Source organism: Treponema sp. Marseille-Q4130 (genome assembly GCF_014334325.1).
Classification (GTDB): Bacteria; Spirochaetota; Spirochaetia; order Treponematales; family Treponemataceae; genus Treponema_D.
In genome coordinates this window covers 17144-33108 of the sequence record NZ_JACSET010000009.1, presented here as the reverse complement: position 1 = coordinate 33108, position 15965 = coordinate 17144, and the positions used below count along the sequence as shown (strand labels likewise).

At 51.9% G+C, this 15965-nt stretch carries 14 protein-coding genes; 9 read left to right on the top strand and 5 right to left on the bottom strand.

Annotated features, from left to right (window positions below; all coding sequences use genetic code 11):
* The first annotated feature begins 86 nt into the window (after positions 1 to 86).
* The 3 genes from H9I36_RS10095 to H9I36_RS10085 are packed head-to-tail and all read left to right on the top strand — an operon-like array spanning position 87 to position 3454.
* Positions 87 to 698 carry a phosphoribosyltransferase gene (locus tag H9I36_RS10095; protein ID WP_187385232.1) on the top strand — a complete coding sequence of 204 codons (612 nt, stop codon included), beginning with the start codon at positions 87 to 89 and terminating at the stop codon, positions 696 to 698.
* An 18-nt stretch (positions 699 to 716) separates the two neighbouring features.
* Positions 717 to 2804 (top strand): hypothetical protein, encoded by a 2088-nt coding sequence (locus H9I36_RS10090; protein WP_187385231.1) that lies wholly within the window; start codon positions 717 to 719, stop codon positions 2802 to 2804.
* Positions 2805 to 2842: 38 nt separating this feature from the next.
* Entirely contained in the window at positions 2843 to 3454 is a 612-nt protein-coding gene (locus tag H9I36_RS10085) for a ribonuclease HII (RefSeq protein WP_187385297.1), read from the top strand.
* Here the strand turns inward: H9I36_RS10085 and sufU are convergent.
* From sufU to sufC, 5 genes are all read right to left on the bottom strand, one after another.
* Positions 3451 to 3948, bottom strand: coding sequence for a Fe-S cluster assembly sulfur transfer protein SufU (sufU, locus tag H9I36_RS10080; protein ID WP_187385230.1), 498 nt, complete (start codon positions 3946 to 3948; stop codon positions 3451 to 3453). The genes H9I36_RS10085 and sufU overlap by 4 nt on opposite strands.
* Before the next feature lie 81 nt (positions 3949 to 4029).
* A complete protein-coding gene (locus tag H9I36_RS10075; protein WP_187385229.1) occupies positions 4030 to 5253 on the bottom strand; it encodes an aminotransferase class V-fold PLP-dependent enzyme in 1224 nt (407 codons plus the stop codon).
* Complete coding sequence (locus H9I36_RS10070) at positions 5246 to 6319, bottom strand: SufB/SufD family protein (protein WP_187385228.1); 1074 nt, start codon at positions 6317 to 6319, stop codon at positions 5246 to 5248. The genes H9I36_RS10075 and H9I36_RS10070 overlap by 8 nt, the downstream gene beginning before the upstream one ends.
* Before the next feature lie 9 nt (positions 6320 to 6328).
* Positions 6329 to 7747 carry a Fe-S cluster assembly protein SufB gene (gene sufB / locus H9I36_RS10065; RefSeq protein ID WP_187385227.1) on the bottom strand — a complete coding sequence of 473 codons (1419 nt, stop codon included), beginning with the start codon at positions 7745 to 7747 and terminating at the stop codon, positions 6329 to 6331.
* Positions 7744 to 8496, bottom strand: coding sequence for a Fe-S cluster assembly ATPase SufC (gene sufC / locus H9I36_RS10060; protein WP_187385226.1), 753 nt, complete (start codon positions 8494 to 8496; stop codon positions 7744 to 7746). Before sufC ends, sufB begins: the two co-directional genes overlap by 4 nt.
* 306 nt (positions 8497 to 8802) lie before the next feature.
* Here sufC and H9I36_RS10055 point away from each other — a divergent pair, with 306 nt between their 5' ends.
* The 6 genes from H9I36_RS10055 to H9I36_RS10030 all read left to right on the top strand — a co-directional run bounded on the left by H9I36_RS10055 (position 8803) and on the right by H9I36_RS10030 (position 15779).
* Positions 8803 to 10149 (top strand): glycosyltransferase family 2 protein, encoded by a 1347-nt coding sequence (locus H9I36_RS10055; protein ID WP_187385225.1) that lies wholly within the window; start codon positions 8803 to 8805, stop codon positions 10147 to 10149.
* Entirely contained in the window at positions 10146 to 10973 is an 828-nt protein-coding gene (locus tag H9I36_RS10050; protein ID WP_187385224.1) for a lysophospholipid acyltransferase family protein, read from the top strand. Before H9I36_RS10055 ends, H9I36_RS10050 begins: the two co-directional genes overlap by 4 nt.
* Before the next feature lie 24 nt (positions 10974 to 10997).
* A complete protein-coding gene (locus H9I36_RS10045; RefSeq protein ID WP_255422726.1) occupies positions 10998 to 11651 on the top strand; it encodes a chromate transporter in 654 nt (217 codons plus the stop codon).
* Positions 11651 to 12235: a chromate transporter gene (locus H9I36_RS10040; RefSeq protein WP_187385223.1), complete on the top strand. Its 585-nt coding sequence runs from the start codon at positions 11651 to 11653 to the stop codon at positions 12233 to 12235. The genes H9I36_RS10045 and H9I36_RS10040 overlap by 1 nt, the downstream gene beginning before the upstream one ends.
* Positions 12236 to 12328: 93 nt before the next feature.
* Complete coding sequence (rsgA, locus tag H9I36_RS10035; RefSeq protein ID WP_187385222.1) at positions 12329 to 13288, top strand: ribosome small subunit-dependent GTPase A; 960 nt, start codon at positions 12329 to 12331, stop codon at positions 13286 to 13288.
* A 1-nt stretch (position 13289) separates the two neighbouring features.
* A complete protein-coding gene (locus tag H9I36_RS10030; protein ID WP_187385221.1) occupies positions 13290 to 15779 on the top strand; it encodes an endonuclease MutS2 in 2490 nt (829 codons plus the stop codon).
* Positions 15780 to 15965: the final 186 nt, after the last annotated feature.

Below are 15965 nucleotides of genomic sequence, written 5' to 3'. Positions count from 1 at the left end.
AATATCACGTGTCCCCGATAGAGCGCGCAATGTGTGTTGAGCATTCCGACGATTACGATTATAATGACGCGAACGAGGTTATAGCGATGATAAAGGAATTTCTTCCGTTCGACGTTGTGCGAAACGATGCGCTTAAAATTGCGCATAAAATGTACTCCGACGGATTTGTGCCGGATGTGATCTATTGTTCGCTGCGCGGTGGAGCGTACATGGCGAACGTTATCAGCGAATATTACAAACTCGTGCGGAAGGATCATCATCCCGTTTTGTACGCATCGGTCGTCGCGAGGTCGTATACCGACGTTCAGCAGCACGAAAAAGTGTACGTCGACGGATGGACGTATGCACCCGAATATCTCCGTCCCGGCGATAAGATCATGCTCGTCGACGATATCTTCGATTCCGGACGAACGATAAATTCGCTCGTCGAAATATTTTTGCAGAGAGGGGTACCCCGCAGCAATATAAAAATCGTCGTGCACGATTATAAGCGCTTTACCTATCACAAAGAACAGCAGTCCATTCAGCCCGACTATTGGTGCAGGCTTTTGGAAATCACAAAACCGGAAGACGACCGGTGGATTCACTATTTGAGCCATGAACTCGTCGGGCTTTCAAAGGATGAGCTCGAAGAGTATTATTTTAAAGACGATCCCGAACTGCGTCCCGTGCTCGAACCGATTTTGGGAAAAGTCTAAATCTTCAGGAAAACCGCGATGAAAAAACGCGTATGCCTTATAGGACTTGCGGCTCTGGTTTTTGCAGCCGTTTCGGCGGATGTAAAAATTATTAATCCCGTAAAGGGCGTATGGGCAAACAAACAGCTGCTCATGCTTGAACTTTCCGAAGGCGAAAACGCGTATTATTCGCTCAACGGTTCCGATCCGCGCGAATCCGGTTTCGCCTACGACGGCCCGGTCATGCTCGATGTTTCAGGCGATGTCGAACTCCGCATCGCGTCCGTCGATGCAAGCGGCGTCTTGAGCGAATACCGCGTTTCGTATACCGTCGCACCTGTCCCGTTTCCGACATCGCATTCGGCGAGTGCGATCGGAGACGCCGTCGCAAACGGTATTATCGGCTACACGGCGGGAGACGTGCTTTCCCTTCCTCCCGAACTCGATTACGCTCTCGGCGGCATATCCGAATTCTTTCAAGAGGGACGTTCGATTTCGTACGGCGCCGGCTGCATCCTCTCTCGCTGCATTCCGTGTGTGCTTACCGACGGTACGGCGAAGTGGCGTTTTATCATAAAAACAAAACCGGCTCTGTCCGGTTCCTTCGGCATGCGTGACGTTCCCTTTCAAATCACCGATTGGAATACATTGACTTTTACAAATGCCGCGCTCATTTACAGGGTCGATAACGCGTATTGGACGGGCGGAAAAGATCGCGTCACCCTTGACAGGACAGTCGCGCACACGATTTCGTGGCAAAGCGTCGCCGTCGCTCCCGGCAATCCCGTCAGCTCTTTTGTGCTTCCGCCGAAACCCCAAGCGGACGCCGAGCGCCGTGAAGACGGTTCGCTTGCCATTGCGCTGGACGGCGGAGCGGGTTTCCGATTCGGTATCGAACCCGAAAGAGGACAGGGAAAGGTGTTTTTCGAAACGGCGGAGATCGATACGTTTTTCGGCGACGAAGTGTCGGGCCTCTTTACGGCAGGCATCTATTACGACGGGGTGTATCAGGGGACGATTTCCGTTCCGTACGCAGTCGACCGCCGCCCTCCTTCGGTTCCGGTTTTCATTTCGTCGGCAGAATCTTTTTATTCGAGAAAGGCGGTGAAGCTTTTTCTTTCGGGAGAGGAGAACTCCGATCTCTTTATCGCTGTGAGTGATCCGGTGACTCTTTCCGGAACGATGACAAAAAAAGATGCGGCATCCCTTATCGATGTCGTGCATGCGGATGTGTTTACACCGTTTACTTCTCCGCTTACGCTCGATTCGCCGTCCGAAGATCCCGTCTATTATAAAATCTGCGCGTACGCCGCCGACCGAAGCGGCAACAAAAGCGCGTATACCCTATACCACGTCGTCGTTGATAAATACGACTATTATGTCGATGCGTCGGCCGATAAAGCGCGCGCGGACGGAACGCGGGACGATCCCTATGCTTCTCTTGCCGATTGCCTCGCCGCGGTAGAAAAAAATCGATTTGCGAACATCACGATTTCGGGTGCGCTCGCTATGCCGAAAGGGGAGACGATCATCGCATCGAACTGTTCGATACGCGGCGAAAGCGATGCGCGCCTTGTTTTCGGTACGGGTTCTTTCCTTACCGTGCGGAGCGCAAGCCTTGCGCTTTTGAATCTCATCGTCAGACGGGATGACGGCGACGCAAAGGGAAAAATCAATAATGCGCTCATACGCTTGGAACACTCGGTGCTCGTTTCGGAAAACTGTGAAATAGGGGCGACCTTTGTCGAAAGCGGCAGCGTCATAAGCGCGGATACGTCGGTCGTTTTGATAAGCGGCTGCGGCATTACCTCTTCCGCGGAGCGCTATTCGTCGTGTATATCGGCGGTCGGCTCCAAATTAAAAATAATCGATTCGCGCATTTCGACGATAGCGCAGACCGCGGTCAACTTTTCCGTGCAGGACGGCGAATTCGAATTGCGTTCGTCTTCGTGCCGCGTTACCGGAGGCTACGGCAGGGCGGTCGAACTTTTCGGCGGAAAAAGCAAAATCACCGGGAATTCCTTCGCTGCCGACCTGCGTCATTCGGGAACATCGCTCGATGCGGTCTATACCGATGCAAAAAATATTTCCCTCGAATACGACGGCAATACCGAAAGCGGCTATTAGGTGATGCGCGGATGCATGAGTTTTCCGACCGCTCGATAATGTCGGCGTTTTGTGCGGGTGATGCGTCGGCTCCCCTTTTGTGCGGGCTCGACGAAGCGGGAAGGGGACCGCTTGCGGGACCCGTCGTCGCTTCCGCGGTGATTTTGCCGAACGATTTTCCTCCGGCGATTTTAAACGATTCGAAAAGACTTTCCGTAAAAAAGCGGGAACTTGCCGAAAAAATTATTAAAGAAAAAGCGTGCTGGGGTATCGGCATCGTCTCTCACACGGTCATCGACGAGATCAATATTCTCGAAGCGAGTCTCCTCGCAATGAAAAAAGCGTACGAAGCGCTTTCGATAAAATTCAACGTGTGGGCTGAGGGGGCAGGTGTTTCCGCAAAAACGATATACGCCGTCGCCGACGGAACGTTTTGTCCCGATATCGGATGTGAGTGCCGATCGGAAGTGAAAGCGGATGCAAAATACGCTCCCGTCATGGCGGCGAGCATACTCGCAAAAACCTGCCGGGATGCGATTATGATCGAAATGGATAAACGATATCCCGCTTACGGATACGCGCGGCACAAAGGCTATCCGACTGCGGAGCACAGGCGTATTTGCCGGGAGATCGGCCCCTCTCCGATTCAGCGATTGACCTTTCGGTATTAGCTTTTCGTGCACACGGCTTTTTGCGTGCAGTTGTCGCAGTGCGTCGCGCTGCCGCTTCCGACCGATTTGTTTTTGTCGAACATTTCCATCATCGTCCGCCAGCCGAGTACGGCGCATTTGACGCGCGCGGGCATTTTCGAAACGTCTTCGAGGGCGGCCGCTTCGTCGAGCTGTTCGATATCGGATGCGGCCGCATCGCCTTTTATCATGTTCATAAAGATGTCTGCAAGGTGCAGCGCTTCGGTTTTATTTTTCCCGACGACGAGGTCGAGCATCATATCGACCGACGCCTGGGAGATGGCGCAGCCGCTTCCGGTAAAAGAGCCGTCGGTGATCGTGCCGTCATCATCGATCTGTAAACTGAGCGTGATATTGTCTCCGCAGCTCGGATTGACGCCGTTTAAAACGAGGGAGGGACGAGCCATCGGTTTTTTATGAGAGGGATTCAAATTGTGTTCGTTGAGGATTTCCCGATACAGTTCTTTCGTTTCCATAACAATGCCGTCCTTGTATTCGCGTTTATGCGCCGTCTCTTTCGTCCGAGCTTTTTTGTTCCGCAGCCGAAAGCGTTTTCCCTAATCTTTAAATCCCATCCACGATCGGATATTTTTTACTTTACTCAAAAAAACGTCGACTTCTTCTTCGGTGTTGTAAAAATAGACACTTGCCCGCGCCGTCGCAGGAACGCCGAGGTAGCTTCCGAGCGGCTGGGCGCAGTGGTGTCCCGCCCTGATCGCAATGCGCTCCGTGTCGAGTACGGTCGCGATGTCGTGCGGGTGCACTCCGTCTATCGTAAACGTAACGATGCCGCAGTGCCGGTTTCCGTCGGAGTTTCCGATAACGCTTACGTGCGGGATTTTTTTCATGCCTTCGATGAGGCGCGAGGCGAGTGAGTTGTCGTGCTTCGTTATGTAATCGAAGCCGATCGATTCGATGTATTTGACGGCGGCTTCAAGAGCGACCGCACCTCCTGCGTTTACCGTGCCCGCTTCGAATTTGGCAGGGAGCGGCGCCCATGTCGCCTCTTCCCGCGTAACGTATTCGATCATTTCACCGCCGCGTAAAAAAGGCGGCATATTTTCAAGAAGCGATTTTTTTCCGTACAAAACACCGCATCCTGTGGGACCGGTGAGCTTATGGGCGCTGAACGCGTAAAAGTCCGCATCGAGGGCTCTCACGTCGGTTTTGATGTGCGGCACGGCTTGTGCGCCGTCTACAACGACGACCGCTCCCGCTTTGTGCGCCGCCTTCGCGATTTTTTCGATATCGTTTGTGATACCGAGCACATTGCTTACATGCGCAACGGCCACGATCTTTGTACGGCTTCCTATCTTTGCCGCAATCTCTTCGTCGGAAATGACGCCGCTTTCCCTATCGCATTCCAAATAGACGAGCTTTGCGCCCTTCGCTTTTGTTACCATCTGCCACGGAAGGATGTTCGAATGGTGTTCCATAATCGAAACGGCGATTTCGTCGCCCTCGCGTATATTCGTCATGCCGTAGGTATAAGCGATGAGGTTCAGCGATTCGCTTGCGTTCCGCGTAAAAATCACTTCACAATCTTCTGCCGCGTTGATAAAACGGGCGACGGTATGCCGCGCATTTTCGTACGCTTCGGTCGCACGTACGCTTAAATCGTAGAGGCCGCGCAGGGGATTCGCATTGTTTTCTTCGTAAAAATGCCTTATCGCATCGATGACTTGGTGCGGCCGCTGCGTCGTCGCCGCGTTGTCGAAATAGATTAAACCCTTATTTTTTTCATTCGAAAAAAACGGAAAGTCGCTTCGGAAATCAGTCATGTGAAAATACCTCGTCCAAGTAAGCGTTGATTTTTTCAACCGTCGCTTCGTCGGGGATAAGAGCGGCGATGCGTACGATTTTTGCGCGAGCCATGAGCATTTCCGCTTCCGATTTTGCGATGCCGCGCGACTGCATGTAAAAGAGCGTGTCGTCTCCGAGCTTTCCGATCGTCGAGCCGTGTTCGCCTGCGATATCTTCTTCGCCGCACAGAATGAGCGGGATCGATTTATTGACGACGGTCGGAGAGAGCAGTAACACTTCTTCGTACTCGTTTCCCGCAGCCCCCGCCGCGCCCTTTATAAAATCGATCGAACCGCGGTAGGTTTTCGCGGCTTTGTCCTGCAGCGTTCCCCGGGCTGTCATTTGGCAGTCGGTCTTTTTTCCGCTGAGGCGCACGACGTAATTCAAATCGAGTTTTTGCTCTCCGCGGCAAAAGTACGCCGTGTCGGCTTTGAAAGCACTTCCGAAAGCCGGAAGCGCCCCCGCAGCTCCCGTGTACGTTTCTTTTCCGCCGAGGATCACGTGCGTCACTTCGACGCGGCCGCCTTCCGCGCAAGTTGTGCCGATATCGTCGGCCTGCATAAAACCTTTTCCCAAAAGCTGCACTTTTATCAAGTGAATGAACGCGTCTTTTCCCGCGTCGCATATCGTACGAAGAATTTGCGTACCCGATGAAGCTCGCGCCGATTCGTATCTCATGATAACCGTGATCTCCGCTCCTTCTTCGGCTTTGATGATGTGGAATGCCTCTGTCGCGCTTTTATCGCTCAAATCGAAATCGATACGGACGGGCTCTTTAGCACGGACGCCTTTTTTTACGGTGAGGAGCGAAGCGCTCGCATCTTTAAAAAAATGCGAGCCGAACGCTTTGCCGCAGCCCGTTTCGAGATCGCGATAGGCATCCGCGTTTGCGTGCCGCTCATATTCGACACCTTGGGGGAGGGCGCTTATACGGGGATCTCCGTCGCCCGAAAAAAGAGCATCGGTTGAAAAAGGCGTCGAATTTATCTTCAGCCAATTCCACGTAAGCGTCGGTAAATTATTAATTGTTAATATTTCAGCCATACGCGATCCTTAAAGAGTGCCTTTCATTTCGAGGCGGATGAGATTATTCATTTCGACGGCGTATTCGAGCGGCAGCTCTTTGCTCACGGGATTTGCAAACCCGCTGACGATCATGCTCCTCGCTTCGTCTTCGGCGATGCCGCGCGACATGAGGTAAAAGATCGCCTCTCCCGATATGCGTCCGATTTTCGCTTCGTGTCCGACATCGACGTCGTCGGTACGGATTTCCATAGCGGGCACCGTATCGCTTCTGGATTTTTCGTCGAGCATGAGCGATTCACACGAAACGGAAGCTTTGCTGCCGTGCGCTTTTTTATCGATGTAGATTGCCGAGCGGTAAGTACTGATACCTCCGCCTTTTGAAATCGATTTTGTCGTAATGACGCTCGACGTATTGGGTGCGCTGTGCACCATCTTCGCTCCCGTGTCGAGGTTCTGGCCGCTTCCGGCAAAGGTGACGCCCGTGAATTCGGCTCTTGCCCGTTCGCCGACCAAATCGCTTTCGGGGTAGAGATACGAAATGTGCGAGCCGAACGAACCTGACACCCATTCGACCGATCCTCCTGCTTCGACCCGCGCGCGCTTCGTGTTTAAATTGTACATGTTTTTCGACCAGTTTTCGATCGTCGAATAACGGAGCCGCGCGTTTTTTGCAACGTAGAGTTCGACGGCTCCCGCGTGCAGGTTTGCGACATTGTATTTCGGTGCGGAACACCCTTCGATAAAGTGCAAATCCGCTCCTTCGTCGACGATGATGAGCGTGTGTTCGAATTGACCGGCCCCTTTAGCGTTTAAACGGAAATACGACTGCAGCGGAAAGGAGAGGTGAACGCCTTTGGGCACGTATACGAACGAACCGCCCGACCATACCGCTCCGTGAAGGGCTGCGAATTTGTGAGCGCGCGGGGAAATCAAGCGCATAAAATGTTCTTTGATCATGTCCGCGTATTCGCCCCTGAGCGCGCTTTCGAAATCGGAATAAACGACGCCCTGCTTTGCAACTTCGTCGCGTATATTGTGGTAGACGAGTTCGCTGTCGTACTGTGCGCCGACGCCTGCGAGGGACGTGCGCTCCGCTTCGGGAATACCGAGCTTTTCGAAGGTTTCTTTAATGTCTTTGGGAACGTTTTCCCAGTTGTTTTGCATTTTCGTATTCGGGCGCACGTAGGTCGCAATGTGTTCGATGTGCAGTCCGCTTATATCCGGTCCCCAGTTCGGCACGGGCATTTCGTTGTAGATTTTAAGAGATGCGAGGCGGAAGTCCCTCATCCATTCGGGATCGTTTTTGTCTTTCGAAAGCTTTAAAACGATTTCTTCGGTCAGACCGGGATCGTTACGATAAAAATCTTTTTCGTTGTAACGGAAATCGTACATCGACGTATCGATATCGATTTTTGCGGCGGAGTTTCTGTCGATGACTTCGCTCATTGTCCGCCGTCCTTTTCAAAGCGTTCGAATCCGTTTTTGTTGATTTCATCGACGAGGGATGCATCTCCCGTTTTGACGATTTTGCCTTTGACAAGCACGTGCGTAAAATCGACGGCAAGGCTTTCGAGTATCTTCGTCGAATGCGTGATGATGAGCAGCGTGCCGCCGTTTTGTTTATACGCTTCGATGCCTTTCGATACGGTGCGTACCGCGTCCACGTCGAGTCCCGAATCGGTTTCGTCGAGTATGGCAAATTTGGGCTTGAGCATAAGCAGCTGCAGGATTTCGCTTTTTTTCCGCTCACCCCCTGAAAAGCCGACATTCAAATCGCGCGAAGCGTACGATGCGTCCATATTTAACAATTGCATCGCCGCCTGCAGATCTTTTTGAAATTGGAAAAGTTTTATCCGCTCGCCCGTGCGCTGCTGGAGCGCGCTTCTGATAAAAGTTTCGAGGGAAATGCCCGGCACTTCGAGCGGATTTTGAAAGGATAAAAACATACCGGCTTTCGCGCGCACGTCCGTCTTTTCTTCGGTTACGTCTTTGCCGTCGAAGATGATCTTTCCTTCGGTAAGCGTGTAGACGGGATTTCCCATAAGCGTGTTGCCGAGCGTAGATTTTCCCGCGCCGTTCGGCCCCATAAATACGTGCGTTTCGCCTTTATTGATTTTCAAATCGATGCCGTGCAGCACGGGCTTTTCGTTTATATCGACCGACACATGTCGGACGTCGAGCAGCAGATCACTCATAAATAATAGAACTCCTGATTATGTAAGGGACAAAAGCTGAATTATCTACGAAAAAAGTAGGTAATTACCACGCCTTTAATATATCCATATTACCGTAAAAAAGCAAGCGTGAATATATCCGTTTGACGGGGTATCCGTATCGCGGGTGTGTTGTCGTGATTGTCGTGATGACCACGGCAAGCGAAAATATATTCATTTGCACATATGTGCGTTGGTTGTGTATGTCGGTATATACACGGATTTCGCGTATACCGAACCCCTACGCGCGCAATTGACATTTACCCGTTTACTTCCTATCATTCGCGTATGACTGATATACAAGCCGTATCTCTCTTCCATATGTACGGCGTTATTTCGTTGATCGCCTTCGTTCTATACATACCGCGCTTATTGTATTACGTCAGCGGTTTTAAAAAGCCCGAGCATTTAATAAACCGCGTGCAAAATCGATTTGCCGTCCTTATCCCCGCGCGGGACGAAAGCGCCGGTATCGGACTCTTACTCGACAGCCTTGCGCGCCAAAGTTACGACCGCAAAAAATTCGATACCTTCGTCATCGTCGATTCGGAAGACGATCCGACTTGCGCCATAGCGGAAAAATACGAGGGTACCTATGTGCAGATTGTCAAAAATCAAACGTGCAAGGGTATGGCGCTCGACGGTTCCCTCAAAGAATTGCTTTCCGGCTCGCACGGAAGCTATGACGCATATATCATCATCGACGGAGACAATATCGCTTCGGACAATTTTATCGAAGAGATGAACAACGCTCTCGCGTCGGACGCTCAGATCGTGCTCGGTAAGCGCGAAGTAAAAAATTATCTCCTCGGCGGTAAAAAGCTCCGTTCGCTTGCGACGAACTGCAGCGCGCTTACGTATACCTTTCTCGACAAGATGGGAAATGCGTTCAGAGCGAAGGCAGGCGTTCCCTGTACGATGTGCGGGACGGGCGTTATGGTCAGGGGCGACGTCATCGAAGAGATCGGCGGGTGGCCGTACCGCAGTTTTACCGAAGACCTTGAAATGACGATCAATGCGATTCTTCACGGCTGGTCGTCGTGTTTTTACGAATACGCGGTCGTCTACACCGAAGAAGCGCTTTCGCATAAAGCGTTGGATCGGCGCCGTGAGCGTTGGCTCATCGGCTATATGCAGATTTCATTTAAATACCGCAATAAAATCGTAAAACAAACCTATGCATCTCTTCGCGATCGCTCGCTTTCGTTTGTGCAAAAGATACGCGGCATCCGTGTAAGAAATTTCGATTTTTTGTACGGCTTCGGCCCGCTCTTTTTGTTCTTCGGCAATACCGCCGTTTGTTTTGTGCTATACATGATCGCTTCAGCTGTCGATTATTTTAAGTGCGGATTTATTAATTTTACCGCTTTAAAATACGGCATGATCATCATGCTCATACTCTACGGCGTACTCGTCTTCTATACGTTTATCGCGCTCATAATCGATCCGAAAGCGCTCAAGATTACGTTCGGCGAAAAGCTCGCCGTGCTTTTGTACAATCCCTTTTTTATAGCCGAATACGCATATTTTTACGTTGCGGCATTTTTTACGCTGCTTCGGAATCCGCATTACGGCGAAGGCGCAGCGTGGCAGCAGATCGAGCGCATTGAAACGGTGATGAAGGAAGCGGAATGACGGATATCGGCGGCATCAAGGGCGATACGCAGCGCGAAATACAAAATCGCATCGCAGAGCTTGAAAAAAAAGGCGAGTTCGACGGAAACGTTCAGCCGATCGACTATGATGCGATGATCCGGGTAACCGACGATTATGTTTTTCTTCCGCGTACGGTTTCGTTTTTTTTGTGGCGCGTCTTTATACGCACGACGGCTTCCGTTTTAGGCCCGGTTTTGACAAAACTCGTGCTCGGCGCCCGCGTCGAAGGGCGCAAAAATCTCCGCGGTATCAAAGGCTTTGTCGCCGTGTGCAATCACGTGCATTCGCTCGACAACATGATCGTGCGCGAGGCGGTTTTCGGGCATACGCTGTACATCACGGTTGCGGAATTTAACAATATGAGAGGACCCATCGGAAGCATCATGCGCGGGGCGGGGACGTTGCCGTTCAGCGGAAATGTGAAAGCGATGAACAAGCTGCAAAAAACGCTTTCACTTTTGCTCGCAAAGGGCTGCGCCGTGCTCGGCTATCCGGAGCAGTCGCTGTGGCTTCGCTACGAAAAACCGCGCCCTTTTCATAGCGGTATGTTTCACATCGCCGCCGCAAACAAAGTGCCCGTCATTCCGATGTTTATCACCTTTTCCGCGCCTTCAAAACTCCGCTCGCTTTTCAGTAAAAAAAAGATTGCGACGCTCCATATCCTTTCACCGATCTATCCCGATAAAACGCTTTCGCGTAAAGAGAACGCCGCTTTTGCGATGGATAGGGCGGCGAAAGCGTGGCGCGACTGCTATGCTTCGGTTTACGGATGTGAAGCCGATATTCGAGCGAACGAAAACTAATATTGTAAATTAATAAGGATACGTATGAAAAAGATTCCGATACTGATTGATTTATATCTTTCCCTTGCCAAGATAGGTTCGGTTACATTCGGCGGCGGTATGGCGATGATGCCGATTTTGCAGCGCGACCTCATCGAAAAAAAGAAGTGGATGACCGAGGACGAACTGCTCGATTATTATGCGATAGGGCAATCGACTCCGGGCATCATAGCGGTAAATGTCGCAACCTTTGTCGGCTTTAAGCAGGCGGGGATAGCAGGCGGCATTGTCGCGACGCTCGGTATAGTTACTCCGTCCGTCGTTATTATTTCGCTTATCGCGCGCTTTATCAGTTCGGTTGATCACTTGCCGCTTGCGCAAAAAGCGCTTCGCGGCATCAACGTGTCGGTCGCGGCGCTTTTGACGTCGGTCGTGTTTCAATTTTCAAAAAAGACCGTAAAATCGATTTTGGGATTTTTGTGCCTCGCAGTTTCGTTTGCGGCGATTTGGTTTTTCAAAGTGCCCTCGTATTGGATGATCATCGCGGGAGCTGCGACGGGCGTCATCGTTTCGGTGCTTTCCCGAAAAAAAGAATTCGCTTCGAGCGCGTCCGGTAAAACGGAAGCGTCCGGTGCGTTTTCCGACAAAACGAAATCGAACGATAGCGAGAAAACGGAAAGCGGCATGGAGGATAAGTGATGGAAACGACGTATTCGCTTTTTCAGCTTTTTTTGATTTTCTTTTATATCGGTGCGTTTACGATCGGAGGAGGGCTTGTCGCCATAACGCTCATGCAGCAGACCCTCGTCGACAAGGGTGTCATCTCCGCCGAACAGTTTTACAATATGGTCGCGATTTCCGAATCGACGCCGGGACCGATCGGCATCAATATGGCGACATATATCGGCTATTCGCAGTACGGCGTTTTCGGCGGCATCGTTACGACGCTCGGCCAAATGCTGCCGTCCGTTATCTGCATTTTAATAATCGCGCATTTTTTTATGAAATTTCACGATACGCCGCTCGTAAAAGCAGCTTTTTCGACGCTTAGACCTGCGACTACGGGAATCATCCTCGTAGCTGCGGCTCAGGTTTTTATCGTCGCGCTCTTGAACCGGCCTTTTTCCCTCGTCTCGCTTTTGACGCTCGAAGGTTGGAAAAATCTTTTCGTGTGGCCGAGTCTTGCGTTTTATACCGCAGCCCTTATCGTTTTGATGAGGACGAAAATCCATCCCGTATTCGTCATGCTGCTCGGAGCCGTGTTCGGCATCGTGTTTTTGTGAAAGGCTTGCCGCTCTTATAAGGCACTTGCAGCGAAAGCGCCGGATCGAATGCGCCGCTTGCAAAATCGCGTTCTTTTTATTACGATATTTTTTATGCAGGGAACGGTCTTCGACGGAACGAATAATTTTTTTACGGTGCGCTGCACCGACGGGGCGATGCGCTCGTGTTCGCTCAAAGGAAAAATATTAAAAAGCGAAGACAGGTTTTACAATCCGCTCGCTCCGGGCGATATCGTGGAAGTCGAAGCCGATAAGCTCGATTCTTCGAAGGGGCAGATACTGTCGCTCGTGCCGCGCAAAAACTCGTTTGTGCGCTGGAACGTCAAACGCAAATGTCCGCAGCTTCTTGCGGCGAATCTCGATTTTATCGTTTTGGTGACGACTCCCGCTGAACCGCCGTTCCGCCCGCGCTTTATCGACCGCGAACTCGCACAAGCCGAATGTCAAAATCTCGAACCGATTATCGTGTGCAATAAATGCGACCTCGCAGCCGGTGACGACATCGATTTTCAAGCGCGTACAAAAATATGGGAAGACCTCGGATATGCGGTATTGTATGTTTCGGCAAAAACGGGTACGGGTCTCGATGCATTGGCGCGCACGCTTTCAGGGCACGTCGCAGCCTTTGTCGGGCAGTCGGGCGTCGGAAAGTCGAGCCTTATAAACGCGCTTGCGGGAAACGAAGCGCTCCGCACGGGAGATTTAAGCCGAAAATACGAGCGCGGCGCTCATACGACGACGAAAGGTTCGCTCAATACGATCGTCATCGATAAGCGCTTTACCGGACGAGAGGGAGATGAGGCTTCGATCATCGATACGCCGGGTATCCGCCGCTTTGTGCTGCACGACATTGCAGCGGAAGATTTGGCGCTTTATTTCCGCGAGTTCAAACCGATCGTCGGCAGCTGTACTTTCGGCATGAGCTGTACGCATACGGCGGAGCCCGGCTGCAAAATCCTCGAAGCCGTGTACGCGGGCGTGATCACCGAAGAACGCTATGAAAGCTGGATGCGCATAAAGGATGAAATGAAATCGCAAAGCTGGGAAGATTAGCATGGACGCATCAGCACTTTCCGAGCTTGACTATTTCCGTATCAGAGACGAAGCGGCCGCCTACTGCGTAAGCGAAGAAGGGAAAAAGAGTTTTTGCGAACGGCTTCCGCTTACGGACGAAGCGAAAATCGAAGCGCTTAAAAATATAAGCCGCGATTGGAGCGCATACAACGCATCTTCGTTCGGAATCGCGCTTTTTTCGTGGCCTCCGGTCGCCTCCCTTTTTTCTCGTATAAGCGTTCCGGGTTCTTCTCTTTCCGTCGAAGAGTTTCAGGCGCTTTCGCTCTTTTGCGCTTCGGTCAAAAAACTTTCGTCATCCATCGAGGAAGCCGAAAAAGAGCTTTCGATAGAAACGCTTTCCGAAACCGTCCGACGCCTTCCCGATTTAACGAAGCCCGCGTCCGAGATCGCACGGGTCGTCGCTGTCGACGGAGAGCTGAAAGATCTTCCCGAACTCCGGGAAATAAAAACGAAAATCGCAAACCTCAATAAAAAAATTCAAAGCATTATGCGCTCGTATACGGCAAACCAAAAGCTTTCCTCCGCCCTCGAATCGACGGTGCCCGCTCTTCGCTCGGGTCATCAAGTGCTTGCAGTTAAAGCTTCTCACAGAAACCGTATTGCGGGTATCGTGCACGAAGTGTCGCAGTCGGGGCAAACCGTGTACATAGAGCCCGAAGAATCGGTACGGACGGGAAACGAACTGCTCGAAGAAGAGGCGAATCTCCAAATCGCGGTCAAAGCGATTTTAAAAAAGCTTACCGCATCGCTTGCGCCTTATGTGCCCCTGTTCGAAACGGCTCTTCCTTCTATGATCGCGATCGACGAAGCTTATGCGAGGGCGAAATGGGGCGGCGAACACCGCGCGGCCTATGCGCTTCCCTGCGGAAAGGATGATGCGCTCACGCTGCTCGGGGCGCGCCATCCCCTGCTCGGAGAAAAAGCGGTGCCGATAGACGTGCGCTTTATGAGCGGAAAAAGAGTTTTAATAATCACGGGGCCGAATACCGGCGGCAAAACGGTTACGCTCAAAACGATAGCGCTCTTTTCGCTTTTGAACCAAAGCGGTTTTCCGATTCCCGCAGCGGAAGGTTCGCGTCTTCCGATCTTCGATAAAGTGTTCGCCGACATAGGTGACGGACAATCGATCGATTCGTCGCTTTCGACGTTCGGCTCTCACATGAAAAACATCGCGCGCGCGATCGCCGAATGCGGCGAAAAAAGCCTCGTCCTCCTCGACGAACTCGGAAGCGGTACCGATCCGCAGGAAGGTGCTGCGATCGGCATGGCGGTTCTCGACGCGCTTATCGAAAAAAAAGCCTTTACGCTCGTAACGACGCATCAGGGCGTACTCAAAAATTACGGATGGACGCACGAAAGCTGCATCAACGCGTCGGCCGAGTTCGACGGGGAAACGCTCGCGCCGACCTACCGCATACTTATGGGCGTTCCGGGCGAAAGCCGCGCTCTCGACATCGCGCAAAAAAGCGGTCTCCCTCCTTCCGTCGTCGAAAAAGCGCGAGAGTATATCGCGGGAAATACCGCCGATATTTCCGCCCTTATCGCGGGACTTACGGCAAAGCACGCCGAAGCCGATGCTCTCCTGCAAGACTGCCGTCGGAAAGAAGAAGAACTTGCGGAAAGGCAATACGTTCTCGATGCAAAAGAGCTCGAAAACCGGCAAAAGGAGCAGGAACTGCAAGATGCGGCGCACGAAAAAGCCGAAGCTTTTCTTTCGGAAAGCCGGAAGCGCCTTGAAAATCTCGTTCGCGTCATCAGAGAGGGCGAGATCACGAGGGAAAAAACGCTCGCGGTAAAACGCTATATCGACGAATTGACGGAAGCGGTCGCCTCGCAAAAAAAAGCGCTCGACGAAAAAGGCGAAAAACTTTCCGATGCGCAAAACGCATTTAAAAATATCACTCCGATGCCGCACCCGAAAAGCGCGAAACCGACAAAACGCCGCGTGAAAAACGCCGAAGCGCTCCGCGCGCTCCGAAGCGCCGACAATGCAAACGAAACGAAAAGCAAAGCGCCGTCCTTTGAGCCGGGGACTGCCGTCATTGCAGGTGAAAAACGCATGAGCGGCACGATCCTTTCGCGCACGGGCAAGGAAAAATTTCTCGTACAGTTCGGTTCGATAAAAATCGAAATGAAGCAAAAAGATTTGACGCCCGCCGCTTCGCTCTCGCTTTCATCCGCACCGCTTGTCACCGTCGAAACGAAGCGCGAAGATGCGCTCGAACATCCGGCTTTCGAACTGCGTCTTTTGGGACTCCGTGAAGCCGAAGCGATCGCCGCCCTTGAGCGGCAGCTCGACCTCTGCACGATTCACGATTTTAAGCGTTTCAGCGTCATACACGGAAAGGGAAACGGCGTGCTGCAGCAGGCGGTGCAAAATTATCTTTCGCACTGTGCGGGCATAAAAGCGTTTCGTTTTGCACCTCCCGAAGACGGAGGAGCGGGAAAAACCTACGTCGAGCTGCATTGAAAAAGCATTCGGTCGAATGCGGATTTTAATGCGACAGGGATTGGAGGGGCGAAAGTTCCGAAGCGAGCCGGAGGCGAGAGGAGGAATGAAGGCGAAAGCCGGAACCCCGCAAAGCCCGGTTTTTGCGATGCGATCGCAAAAAGTCGCCCTGAATTATCCGATTGTATGTTCGGTGAAAATGAGGTA

What these genes read in the sequence shown, in the direction of transcription:
- sufU (WP_187385230.1), bottom strand. Translation starts at nt 3,948, where the DNA reads ATGGAAACGAAAGAACTGTATCGGGAAATCCTCAACGAACACAATTTG.
- H9I36_RS10040 (WP_187385223.1), top strand. Translation starts at nt 11,651, where the DNA reads ATGGAAACGACGTATTCGCTTTTTCAGCTTTTTTTGATTTTCTTTTAT.
- rsgA (WP_187385222.1), top strand. Translation starts at nt 12,329, where the DNA reads ATGCAGGGAACGGTCTTCGACGGAACGAATAATTTTTTTACGGTGCGC.
- H9I36_RS10085 (WP_187385297.1), top strand. Translation starts at nt 2,843, where the DNA reads ATGTCGGCGTTTTGTGCGGGTGATGCGTCGGCTCCCCTTTTGTGCGGG.
- H9I36_RS10075 (WP_187385229.1), bottom strand. Translation starts at nt 5,253, where the DNA reads ATGACTGATTTCCGAAGCGACTTTCCGTTTTTTTCGAATGAAAAAAAT.
- H9I36_RS10070 (WP_187385228.1), bottom strand. Translation starts at nt 6,319, where the DNA reads ATGGCTGAAATATTAACAATTAATAATTTACCGACGCTTACGTGGAAT.
- H9I36_RS10095 (WP_187385232.1), top strand. Translation starts at nt 87, where the DNA reads ATGATAAAGGAATTTCTTCCGTTCGACGTTGTGCGAAACGATGCGCTT.
- sufB (WP_187385227.1), bottom strand. Translation starts at nt 7,747, where the DNA reads ATGAGCGAAGTCATCGACAGAAACTCCGCCGCAAAAATCGATATCGAT.
- H9I36_RS10030 (WP_187385221.1), top strand. Translation starts at nt 13,290, where the DNA reads ATGGACGCATCAGCACTTTCCGAGCTTGACTATTTCCGTATCAGAGAC.
- H9I36_RS10090 (WP_187385231.1), top strand. Translation starts at nt 717, where the DNA reads ATGAAAAAACGCGTATGCCTTATAGGACTTGCGGCTCTGGTTTTTGCA.
- H9I36_RS10045 (WP_255422726.1), top strand. Translation starts at nt 10,998, where the DNA reads ATGAAAAAGATTCCGATACTGATTGATTTATATCTTTCCCTTGCCAAG.
- H9I36_RS10050 (WP_187385224.1), top strand. Translation starts at nt 10,146, where the DNA reads ATGACGGATATCGGCGGCATCAAGGGCGATACGCAGCGCGAAATACAA.
- H9I36_RS10055 (WP_187385225.1), top strand. Translation starts at nt 8,803, where the DNA reads ATGACTGATATACAAGCCGTATCTCTCTTCCATATGTACGGCGTTATT.
- sufC (WP_187385226.1), bottom strand. Translation starts at nt 8,496, where the DNA reads ATGAGTGATCTGCTGCTCGACGTCCGACATGTGTCGGTCGATATAAAC.